This is a genomic window from Ruegeria sp. BG7, assembly GCF_056535685.1.
The window spans coordinates 575463-586787 of record NZ_JBQFIU010000002.1; the positions used below are offsets into that span (position 1 = coordinate 575463).

At 57.5% G+C, this 11325-nt stretch carries 11 protein-coding genes; 1 reads left to right on the forward strand and 10 read right to left on the reverse strand.

Annotated features, from left to right (window positions below):
• Window positions 1-2 precede the first annotated feature (2 nt).
• The 4 genes from ACR3EH_RS20415 to ACR3EH_RS20430 all read right to left on the reverse strand — a co-directional run bounded on the left by ACR3EH_RS20415 (window position 3) and on the right by ACR3EH_RS20430 (window position 4907).
• Window positions 3-884 carry a phosphotransferase gene (locus ACR3EH_RS20415; RefSeq protein ID WP_171185437.1) on the reverse strand — a complete coding sequence of 294 codons (882 nt, stop codon included), beginning with the start codon at window positions 882-884 and terminating at the stop codon, window positions 3-5.
• A gap of 1 nt (window position 885) precedes the next feature.
• On the reverse strand, window positions 886-2877 hold the full coding sequence (locus ACR3EH_RS20420) for an ABC transporter permease (protein ID WP_171185435.1): 1992 nt from the start codon (window positions 2875-2877) through the stop codon (window positions 886-888).
• A complete protein-coding gene (locus ACR3EH_RS20425) occupies window positions 2874-3896 on the reverse strand; it encodes a quaternary amine ABC transporter ATP-binding protein (RefSeq protein WP_171185433.1) in 1023 nt (340 codons plus the stop codon). Before ACR3EH_RS20425 ends, ACR3EH_RS20420 begins: the two co-directional genes overlap by 4 nt.
• 75 nt (window positions 3897-3971) lie before the next feature.
• Window positions 3972-4907 carry an ABC transporter substrate-binding protein gene (locus tag ACR3EH_RS20430; RefSeq protein WP_171185431.1) on the reverse strand — a complete coding sequence of 312 codons (936 nt, stop codon included), beginning with the start codon at window positions 4905-4907 and terminating at the stop codon, window positions 3972-3974.
• A gap of 215 nt (window positions 4908-5122) precedes the next feature.
• Here ACR3EH_RS20430 and ACR3EH_RS20435 point away from each other — a divergent pair, with 215 nt between their 5' ends.
• Window positions 5123-5896, forward strand: coding sequence for a DeoR/GlpR family DNA-binding transcription regulator (locus ACR3EH_RS20435; RefSeq protein ID WP_171094839.1), 774 nt, complete (start codon window positions 5123-5125; stop codon window positions 5894-5896).
• Window positions 5897-5900: 4 nt separating this feature from the next.
• On the opposite strand, the gene ACR3EH_RS20440 is transcribed toward ACR3EH_RS20435, so the two are convergent.
• The 6 genes from ACR3EH_RS20440 to bioB are packed head-to-tail and all read right to left on the reverse strand — an operon-like array spanning window position 5901 to window position 11280.
• On the reverse strand, window positions 5901-6656 hold the full coding sequence (locus tag ACR3EH_RS20440; protein ID WP_171185429.1) for a methyltransferase domain-containing protein: 756 nt from the start codon (window positions 6654-6656) through the stop codon (window positions 5901-5903).
• Complete coding sequence (locus ACR3EH_RS20445) at window positions 6653-7273, reverse strand: DUF452 family protein (protein ID WP_171185427.1); 621 nt, start codon at window positions 7271-7273, stop codon at window positions 6653-6655. The genes ACR3EH_RS20440 and ACR3EH_RS20445 overlap by 4 nt, the downstream gene beginning before the upstream one ends.
• On the reverse strand, window positions 7270-8556 hold the full coding sequence (gene bioA / locus ACR3EH_RS20450) for an adenosylmethionine--8-amino-7-oxononanoate transaminase (protein ID WP_171185424.1): 1287 nt from the start codon (window positions 8554-8556) through the stop codon (window positions 7270-7272). The genes ACR3EH_RS20445 and bioA overlap by 4 nt, the downstream gene beginning before the upstream one ends.
• Window positions 8553-9173: a dethiobiotin synthase gene (bioD, locus tag ACR3EH_RS20455; RefSeq protein WP_171185422.1), complete on the reverse strand. Its 621-nt coding sequence runs from the start codon at window positions 9171-9173 to the stop codon at window positions 8553-8555. Before bioD ends, bioA begins: the two co-directional genes overlap by 4 nt.
• Window positions 9170-10303, reverse strand: coding sequence for an 8-amino-7-oxononanoate synthase (locus ACR3EH_RS20460; protein ID WP_171185420.1), 1134 nt, complete (start codon window positions 10301-10303; stop codon window positions 9170-9172). Before ACR3EH_RS20460 ends, bioD begins: the two co-directional genes overlap by 4 nt.
• Complete coding sequence (gene bioB / locus ACR3EH_RS20465) at window positions 10300-11280, reverse strand: biotin synthase BioB (protein ID WP_171185418.1); 981 nt, start codon at window positions 11278-11280, stop codon at window positions 10300-10302. The genes ACR3EH_RS20460 and bioB overlap by 4 nt, the downstream gene beginning before the upstream one ends.
• Between the last annotated feature and the right edge of the window lie 45 nt (window positions 11281-11325).

Consider the following 11325-nt stretch of genomic DNA (forward strand, 5'->3'; position numbering starts at 1 on the left):
CCTCAGGTATTTTTGAAATCGGAAAGGGCTGCGCGAAACCGCGCGAGGTTTTCGGCCGTATAGGCTGCGTAGTCGAATTCGATGTCCGAGGTGATCTCGGACACCATGCTCCACATGGTTTCCCGCAGAAGCGAGGCGCATTTCATCGCCGTATAACGGTGGCGCAGATCGTCGGTGACGGGAGCGTGGAAATAGGTCTCAAGCACCCAGTCTTCCTGTTCGGGGGAAAGACCATTGTTTGAAGCCAACCCACCCAAATCGAAAAGCGACGAATTGAATCCGGCATAGTCGAAGTCGATCAGCCAAAGGCGATTGCCGTCGTTCAGAAAGTTTCCACAGAGCAGATCGTTATGGCCAAACACCATGTCATACGGCCCGGCCTCGCGTTCCAACGTAGCGCCTGCGTCGATCAGGTCAGGGATCAGCGCTGAATGGGCACTGCCGCGTTCAGTGAGTGTCGCGGCATAGTCGCGGATGACGTGGAACACCCAGAAAACCAGCGATGGACCGCGCAGGTGCTTCGGTACCTCGGTATGGCACGCCTTAACCAATTCCAGCACGCGCGGCAGCATATCCGGGTTGCGAACATCTTCCTCGGTCAGTGTGCGGCTTTCGATGAACTCTAGCACCGTCAGATCGCCTGACGAGTGTACAACCGCTGGCGACAAACCCGCCGCATGGGCGGCCTTGCTGGCGGCCAGTTCGTTAAACCGCATGACTTGATGCAGCGGGATATCGTCCCCCACACGCACCACATAAGATCCGCTGCTATCGGTGACTCTGTAGTTCACATTGGTGATACCGCCGGTCAGAGGCGCGGTCTTGATCTCACCTTGCCAGATCGGCAGGGCGCGGATGCGGGTCATCAGATCGGATTGGCTCATCTTAACTCTCCAGTCCAAAGCGGATGCGGGCTTGACGGGCACCTGCATTGATAAGGCGGTCGGCAATGATGGCGATGAACGCGATGGCCAAACCCGCGACCAGACCCCTGCCCGTATCTGCCTTGGTCAGGGCGATATAGACCTCTTGCCCCAGATCGCGCGTACCGACAAGTGCAGTGATGACCAGCATCGACAGGGCCAACATGATGGTTTGGTTGATGCCCAGCAGAATCTCAGGCAGCGCCATGGGCAGGCGGATATGGCGCAGCAATTGCGTACGGGTGCAGCCGGAAACCAAACCGGCCTCAATCAGTTCCTCACTGACCGAGCGCACACCATGTGCCGCATAGCGCACGGCTGGGGCCAGCGCATAAAGGACGATTGCGATCAGCGCAGTGAAATCTCCTACCCGGAACAACATCACAACGGGGATCAGATAAACAAAGCTGGGCAGGGTTTGCAGCGTGTCGATCAGCAGGTTGATCACCGCTCCGGCGCGTTTGTTCAACGCCGCCAGTACCCCGAGAGGCACCCCGATCAGCGTAGCAAGGATCACCGAGGCTCCGCACAGATAGACCGTCACCATCGCCTTGGACCACAGGCCCGACACAAGGATCAGAGAGGCCATTCCTCCACACAGCAGCGCCAGCCGCCAGCCGCCCGCGTGCCAGCCCAACAGGGTCAGCATTGCAATGGCCCACGGCCACGGGATGCCCAGCAGAACCGTCTTTATCGGGATCATGAACCACGTGAGGAAGAAGACCTTGATCGCCTCGAAAACGTCGAAATAGTTGACGTTCAGATACTCGACGGTGTTATCCCAGAACGCGCCCGTGGTGATTGTCTGGCTGTCGGGATACTCCAACAGCAGCGGCGAGAACTGACCCAGCACCCAGGTCACAACCAACAGGATCAACACCAAAACAGTCCGGCGATGGCGCGCAACCCACGAGCCCGGTTGTTCGTGATGCACCTGCCCCATGCGTTCGGCAAATGCCTGGCTGAGACGATCGACAGCGATGGCCAATACTACAATGGCAATCCCGGCCTCGAACCCCGCGCCAATGTCCAGACGGCGCAGTGCAGCGAGCACGTCAAAGCCCAGCCCCCCAGCCCCGATCATCGACGCGATGATAACCATGTTCAACGTCAGCATGATCACCTGATTGACGCCCACCATCAGGCTGTGGCTGGCCGATGGCACCAACACGCGCCACATCAACTGTCGCTGGGTCGTGCCAGCCATGCGACCGAAATCGAGGATCTCGGGGTCCACGCCCTTGAGCGCCAGCGTGGTGATCCGCACCATTGGCGGCGTGGCGTAGATAATCGTGGCAACCAAAGCCGAGATCGGACCAAAGCCAAACATGAACAGGATCGGCACCAGATAGGCAAAGATCGGAATCGTCTGCATCAGGTCCAGAATGGGCGAGATGATCTTTTCGAACAGCGGATGGCGATAGGCGAGGATACCCAATAGCAGCCCTCCGCCCGCTCCAATCGGCACCGCGATCAGGACCGAGGCCAGCGTCACCATCGCGCTTTCCCATTGCCCGAAGACAGCGAGATAGATGAAACAGGCCCCGACCAATGCGGCAAGTGCCCAGTCACGACAATATTGTCCCAAAGCGATGACAGCGGTGATCACAACGATCCAGCTGATCGCAGGCAGGATGACCTGCGCGTCATTGCCCTGACCGCTGACAAACCCGTCCGCCAATAAGGCAAGCACCAGATTATAAGGTTGTTCAATCATCCACGCGATGGCGCGGGTGACATCGGTGAACGAGACGGGCCCGATGGCAGCGTCCTCGATCAGCCACGTCATCGCCGAGGAAATATAGGTCTTGAACGGGATCACCCAGGCCGAGGGGAACTTGGTCAGCCAACGCGCATCCAGCGCTTTGCCCAGATCGCGGCCATAGTACCCAAGCACGATTGTGATCAGAACAAGGGCCAGAGCAATGGCCTGCGCCCGGTTCAACCGGATCATGCCGCATCTCCGTCGCCGAATAGTACATGCGCAACAGCTTTGCGATCAATCGCTCCCACGGGTTGCCCCTCCGCATCCACAACAGGGATCGGCGCATCGGCGGCGATGATGCGTTCGGCCACGTCAGAAACGCGGGCAGATTGCGCAATTGGCTCTCCTTCACCTGCGGCGCCGGGGGTCATGACGCCGCCGACGGTCAGAACCTTCGAACGCGGGATATGTCTTGTGAACTCAGCCACATATTCCGTGGCAGGGTGCATCACCAGCTCTTCCGGAGTGGCGATCTGAATCACTTCGCCATCTTTCATGATGGCGATGCGGTCTGCCAGGCGGACAGCCTCTTCAAAGTCGTGCGTGATGAAGACGATGGTCTTGTGCAGGCGTTCCTGAAGCCGCAGAAACTCGTCCTGCATCTCGCGCCGGATCAGGGGGTCGAGGGCCGAAAACGGCTCATCCAGAAACCACAGATCGGGTTCGGTCACCAGCGAACGGGCGATACCCACACGCTGTTGCTGGCCGCCGGACAGCTCACGCGGATAGTAATCCTCGCGCCCTTTCAGACCAACCAGTTCCACCACTTCGCGAGCCTTCGTTTCGACCTCGGCTTTTGGTGTGGCCTGAATGGTCAGAGGGAACATCACATTCTGCAAGACGGTCAGATGTGGCAGCAATGCAAAATGCTGGAACACCATGCCCATCTTGTGGCGTCGAATTTCAATCAGTTCTTTATCGTTTGCACGTAACAGATCAGCGTCGTCAAAAATGACCTCACCACCAGTGGGTTCAATCAAGCGCGACAGGCAACGAACCAAAGTCGATTTCCCCGACCCGGACAGCCCCATAATGATAAAGATCTCGCCTTCCGCGATGTCGATATTGGCGTTGCGCACGGCCCCAATCAAACCTGCATCACGGATGTCATCCGCCGACGGGTTGGGGTTTTGCTTCAACAGCGCTTCAGCGTTTGGCCCGTATAGTTTCCAAACGTTGCGGCAGGACAGTTTCGTCTTGGGGGGCATCGGTGTGGTCCGGTAAGTTTGCAAAAAATGGCCAGAGCGGTCCGAGAGAGCGAAAGGGCCGCTCTGGCCAGTGGATTATTTTGAGATCCAACCCGACCAGCGGTCTTTGTTGGTCTCCATCCACTCTGAAACAACACTGTCAATTTCCACGCCGTCCAGATCGGCCTTGCCGACCATCGCGCTCATTTCGTCATTGTTGATGTTGTACGCCTCGATGATGTCATAAGCGCCGGGCCATTTTTCCTGCAAGCCGGACCAGGCGGCCTTCCAGATTGGCCCACGCGGTTTGCCGCAGTCATAAGCCATGTCGGGGTTCACACCAACCGAAGGGTCGCTATAGCATTCGGCCGAAAATGGCGGGAATTCTACGAATTCACCCTCATACTTGGCCGGCGCCCAATGGGGTACGTAAACCCACAGAACGATCGGATCTTGCCGCTGATAGGCAGATTCAAGCTCGGCGAACAAAGCGGCATCGGTACCCGCATGTACCACCTCGAAATCCAGCTCCAGAGCTTCGACACGCTCTTCGTCGAAGCCGCCCCAGGTCACGGGTCCACCGACATAGCGGCCGCTTGGAGCGGTTTCAGCGGTCGAGAATTCTTCCGCGCAATCGCGCAGAGCTTCCCAATTCGGCAGCCCCGGGCAACGCTCTTTCATGTAGCTGGGATACCACCACTCTTCGATGGCCATCAGACCGGTTTCCCCGACATTCACAACATTGCCCGAAGCCGTCGCTTCGTCCAATGCCTCGCGGCCGGTTGTTTCCCAGATTTCCATCGCCAGATGCAGGTCGCCCGTTTTCAGGCCAGCGAATTGGGCAATGTAGTCAGCCTGAACGTATTCGACGTTGTAGCCCGCTTCTTCAAGGATCGAACCCATGATCTTGGTATTGATCAGCTGACCGGACCAGTCGTGCAGCGTAAGCTTGATCGGATCAGTGGATTCCACCGCCCAGGCTGACGTAGCAGCCGCAACGGCAAGTACCGAAAGTCCCAGTTTGCATTTCATAACACCATCTCCCTGTCGTGAATTTTTTGATGAATCGGTGGCATTGAAGACAGACCAACACACTGTGGGGTTTTGTGTCAATAAAAACCAAGTAAAGCCACATATTTTTAATTCTGAGCTCAAATATTCTACTATGTTTTGGCGTAATGTTGCTTTCTGTGGGTGTTGCGGTATCCTTGAACTACTCGTATGACGAGACTATCAGAGCGAAAAACATGAACCTTAAAACAACCAACCAACGAGAAGAAGAGATTCTGCGCGCGCTGTTTCGCACAGGCGGATCCTGTCGCGTAAGCATCCTGGCGAATGAGTTGGGCGTTACGCTGGAAACCATTCGGCGCAATGTGCGCAATCTCGAGGAACGCGGCATCGTGCGTAAGGTTCATGGTGGCGTCCATCTGTTGGAGGACATCCTGGAGCCGTCGCTGGAAAGTCGGCTAGACAAGAAGGTTGATGCAAAAGAAAAGCTGGCCAAAGCAGTGGCCGAAGTCATCAGCGACGGAGATTCGGTCTTTCTGGATATTGGCTCGACTACAGCTTATGTGGCGCAGGCTCTGTGTGACCATAACAACCTGTTTGTGGTGACGAATTCGGTTTTTGTTGCCCAGACTCTGGCGTCCCGGAACAATAACCGGGTGTTTATGGCAGGCGGTGAACTGCGCCCCCATGACGGCGGCGCGTTTGGTGTTGAGGCACAAGACCTTATCAAACGTCTGAACGTCCGGTTTGCTGTTCTGTCGGTTGGGGCGGTCAATGCCGAGTCCGGCTTTATGCTGCATGACCTGCAGGAGGCCAACCTGGCGCGTATCGCCGCCCAGAATGCCCAGGTTCGCATCGTGGTAGCTGACGGAGAAAAGCTGGGTAAGCGCGCGCCGGTCACTTTGGACTCTGCCAGACAGATCAATCTGTTCTTTACGGACACCCGTCCGTCAGAGGATATCCGCCAGATGTTGTCTGCAAACGAAATTGATCTTGTTGTCGCCGAATAGGTGCCTATCGCTTTTGAGCGACAATCCAGATCGGGTGATATGTCAAAGACACCCCGTTGGCCGTTCCAAAATTTCGCACATAGTCTTCTTCAAACCGGGCCAGAGTGGACTTGGTCCATGTCCCTTTTGCACGCCCATTCACCCCGGTTCTGCGCAGATATTTTAAAACGTCCCTTGGTGTTTTGAAGAAAGATGGCCGTATGCATTCTCCAGCAGCCAGAACCTGCATCGACCCTTCGACAGCTGCGACTAATGAACGGGCTTCGCAAAGGCCGGGTGCGTGTGCAGTTGATCCGATGCGGGACAACTCTTGATATTGCTGCGGTCCAAATCCTGAAATGGCCAACCAACCCCCGGGGGCCAAGGCATCGACGGCCTGCTGCAACAATCCGGCCGGGTCTTCCATCCACTGGATCATCGAGGCCGAGGCGACCAGATCAATCTGATCGGGCCATTGCACCGAGCGCACGTCGCCTGAGATAAATGCTGCTGCTTCGGCCTCTGCCGTCACTTGGGCTTGTGGCGCGATGTCGTTCACGATGAAATCGGGAAGATCGAAGTTTTGCCGCAGCATTCTGGTCAGGTGGCCGGTACCACATCCCATTTCAAACGTTGTGTGAAACTGAGCCGGAGCACCGACACGGCAGAGTTCAGAAACCAGTTTTTCCGCGACCCAAGCCTGTTGACTGGCTGTGTCGTGATAGGTTTCGAAGCTTCTGCTGAAGCTTCGTTGCACCTTATCCGCCAGTTGCACGGTCATGACAGCCACTCCGCCCAGGTCTGACCCGCTTGGAAAGGCACATGGGGCCCGGCGATGGATCTGACATCGCCGGAAGAATGAGCCCAGGCCGCCTCTTGCGCCTTCGTCGGAATGACGCGGTCACGCTCGGGTATCCACACCAGATCAAACCCAGGGTCCGATGCCGGTCCGCGTTGAATCACCGAATGCAGCTCTTTTTGTGCGGTGGATATGTCCAGTTCCGGAGCGTCGCCGCGCAAGCCAGCGCGGCGGCAAAATTTGGCAAAGCTGGAGGTCGTAAGCTGATCCGCCGTAGCCCGGATCATGTCAGGCGCTATTCCGCGGTCAGCACAAGACGGGTGCAACGTGCCGCTGACCGCAACCAGCCGGTCGGGACGAAACGAAGTGTTGGCCAACCAATGCGCAGCGGATGCGACGCCAAAGGAAAACGCGAGCATGTCGACACGGTCAAAACCTGTCAAATCAGGCAAGGGATCATCAAGCCGGGTATAGTCATCAATCAGCAAAACAGACGCGTCACCGGTCAGACCCTGGAACGGTGCAGCACCAAGCGCCCAACCCCCGAACACAATGATCAGAGCGCCGTCGTCTGATTGCTCCAGCCACCTGTGCTTCATCCCTGCCCCCCGGCCAGCCCGACCATTGCACTCGTGACCTGGCTGAGCTCATCAGGAGAGATGACGTAAGGGGGCATACAATATATGTTGCGCGCGAAGGGGCGTAGCCACACTCCGGTCTTTGGGGCCAGCCGATGGGCGACAGAAGGATCAACTGTATCCTTCATTTCGATGACGCCGATGGCACCAAGGGCTCTGACATCCGCTACGCCGGGCAAATCGCGGGCTGGCTCCAGTTCGGCGCGCATCTGGGCCTCAATATCAGACACCTGTCGTTCCCATTTTCCCTCGGCCAGCAGATCGAGGCTGGCCGATCCTGCAACACAAGCCAGCGGATTGGCCATGTAAGTCGGGCCGTGCATGAACACGCCCGCTTCACTGTTGCCGATGCCATAAGCCACTTGCTCGCTGGTTACTGTTGCCGCGAACGAGATATGTCCACCGGTCAGCGCTTTGCCCAAGCACAGAATATCGGGTTTGACGTCAGCGTGATCGATGGCGAACAACTTGCCGGTACGGCCAAAGCCGGTTGCAATCTCATCGAAGATAATCAGCACGTCGTGGGCATCGCACAAGGCGCGGGCCGCGCGCAGCCATTGAGGGTGATAGAAATACATGCCACCTGTGCCTTGAACCACAGGCTCAAGGATCAGCGCCGCCAGTTGGTCGCCTTTTTCGGCAAGCAACCGTTCCAGCGGCTCCAACCCGTTCTGCGCAGAATCTGCGGGCCATTCGTCACCCAGCCGCACATGAGGGCGCGGCAGGAAGTGCTGGATTGACAAAGCCCCGCGGAACAACCCGTGCATACCGGTGACCGGGTCGCAGACACTCATAGCCTTCCAGGTATCGCCGTGATAGCCGCCCCGAATGGTGGCGAACTCGAATTTACCGGTGCGGCCATGGGCCATTTGGTTTTGCACCGCCATCTTCATCGACACTTCGACCGAGACCGAGCCACTGTCACAGTAGAAAATGCGGTCCAGTCCCTCGGGCAGCATGTCGACCATCCTGCGCCCCAGATCTACGGCCGGTTGGTGTGTCAGCCCCCCGAACATCACATGGGGCATCTTCTCCAGCTGTTTCTGCATCGCAGATGTGATCGCAGGGTGTTTGTGACCATGGATTGCACACCACCATGAGGACATGGCGTCGATCATCTTCACGCCGTCTTGCCGGTACAGATAAACGCCCTCGGCCCGGTCGATCAGGTGCATCGCGCCGGGGTTGGCCACGTTGGTGTAAGGGTGCCACAGGTGGCGGGCGTCAAATTCGAGCGGGGTCACAGGAACCTCCGAATGGTGGCAACGTCTATCGCCGAAAAGGCATCTGCCAGGCTTTGCTGTGTCAAATCGCTGAGCATCGGAAGCCGCCCAAGGTGACGAACATTACTCATCTCAACGATAGTTTGTTCAACATCCGGCTCAGCCTCACCGACAAAAGCAACACCCACGACCTCGCATCCCGCTCGTCGCAGGGCCATCAAGGACAATGTCGTGTGGTTAATCGTTCCCAGCGCGGTGCATGCGACCAAGACCACCGGAGCCCGCCATTGCGCGATCAGGTCCAGATAATAGCTTTTACGGTTCAGCGGCACCATCAGGCCCCCTGCCCCCTCAACGACCAGCGGCCCGTCAACTTGCGGCACAGCAAGGCGCGACAGATCAATCTCAACACCCATGTCTTCGGCAGACAGATGGGGTGAGGCAGGCATGTTCAGGCGATACGCCTCGGGCAATACTTCCGCACCGGACAATAAGCGGACGGTTTCAGTGTCTGTTGCGTCCTCCAAACCCGACTGAACGGGTTTCCAATACCGGGCATTCAGAGCCGCTGCCAGACCAGCGGAAAAAACGGTTTTTCCGACGCCCGTGTCGGTTCCGGCAACGATCAGCGCGCTCATGCTGCCTCCGATTGATAGCTGGCGATAGTTTCAAACAATGCCGAGATGTCTTCGTGGGCGATATTTCCGGTGATCGACACACGCAGTCTGGACGTTCCCTTGGGAACGGTGGGGGGGCGAATGCCGCGAATGTCAAAGCCCTGCTGCTGCAAGCCAGAGGCCGTCGCCATCGTTCTGGCCTCGTCCCCCAAAATAACCGGGATGATCTGGCTGGTGAGCGCCGAATCCGGCAATCCCGCTTCCCGGGCTACATCATGCGCATGGCCAACGCGTTCACGTGCAGCAGCAACCAAACGATCATTGGCAGCCAACTCTTGCAGAGTGGCCCGCACAAGAGCAGCGTTTAAAGGTGAGGGCGCGGTTGCGAAGATAAAAGGTCGTGCCCGGTTGATCAGCGTTTCAATCATCACACGCGGACCACAGATCAGACCGCCCGCAACGCCCAGACCCTTACCGCAGGTGTGCAGGGTCAGCAGATCCGCATTCAGGTCATGCGCCAAACCTTTGCCGTTTAGGCCGAAAATACCAGTAGCGTGCGCTTCATCCACGACGAGAACGGCGCCGGACTCACGGGCCAGGGACGAAAGGTCTTCCAGCGGAGCAAGATCACCTTCCATGGAATACACGCTTTCCACAGCAATCCAGATGTGGCCCGCACCACCCGTTGCCCGCCACTCGGCGAAAACATTGCGCGCATCTTCTAAGTCATTGTGGCGGAAGGCACGTAGATCCGCGCGGCTGGCACGCATCCCTTCATGGGCACTGGCATGAACCAAAGCGTCATAAAGCACCAGATCTCCAGCTGCCGGCAGGGCGGAAAAGATCGCCTGATTGGCCTGAAACCCTCCGCCCATGAAAAGCGCGGCTTCAGATCCAAAGAACGCGGCAGCTTCCTGTTCCAGCGCCTCATGTTCAGGGTGATTGCCCCGCAGCAGGCGCGAGCCTCCGGACCCAACCGGCACACCGCGCGCCAAGGCGGCCTGCGCTGCATCTTGTAGCAGTTTTGACCCCGCCAAACCCAGATAATCGTTCGACGCAAAATCCAAACCCTGCGCAGGGATCAAAGCCCGGCGGCGGTGCCGGGCTTCAAGTGCATCAAGCATGGATTCCAGCCGATCGACTGCTTTCATTCGGCAGCTTCCGTGCGCTTATGCTCTTCCGCAGTTTCAGCCTGAATGCCAAGTTTCGCAAACAGGATTGAGTCGGTGTCTTCCTCGGGGTTTTCCGCCGTCAGAAGCGTATCGCCAACAAAGATCGAGTTCGCTCCGGCGAAGAAGCACATCGCCTGCATCTCATCGCTCATGTCACTGCGCCCGGCGGACAGGCGAACATAGGATTTCGGCATCAGGATTCGTGCGGTTGCGATGATCCGCACAAAGTCGATAGGATCAATCGGCTCTGCATCGGCCAATGGTGTATCCGCCTGCGGCATCAGCATGTTGATTGGCACCGAATTCGGCGGAGGGGTCATGTTGGCAAGTGTCAGCAGCATGTCGATACGATCGCCGGTATGTTCGCCCATACCAAGAATGCCGCCCGAGCAAACTTTGATACCGGCTTCCTGCACCCGGTTCATCGTGTCGATCCGATCCGAGAATGTTCGGGTGGTGATCACTTCGGAGTAATAACGTTCGGAGGTGTCGATGTTGTGGTTGTAATAGTCCAACCCGGCGTCGCGCAGCTGAACCACCTGAGTGTCATCCAGCATGCCCAACGTCATGCAGGTTTCCATGCCCATCGCCTTAACGCCTTCAACCATGGCGACCAGCGCCGGCATGTCGCGCGGCTTGGGCTCGCGCCATGCGGCCCCCATGCAGAACCGGGTCGCTCCGCCATCTTTGGCTTTCTTAGCCTCGGCCAGAACACGCTGAACCTCGATCAGCTTGGACGCTGGCAGGGTCGATCCGTTGCGGGCCGATTGCGAGCAATAGGCGCAATCCTCGGCGCACCCACCGGTCTTGATCGACAGCAGCTTCGAGGTCTGGACCTTGTTGGGATCAAAGTTCTCACGGTGCACGGTTTGTGCCCGGAACAGAAGATCCATCAAGGGAAGATCATGAACAGCTTGCGCAGATTTTCGGGTCCAGCCGGAATGAGGGATGATCATTTTATCTATAAAACTTCCTGCAGCTTGCGTTGCTGCAGATTTATT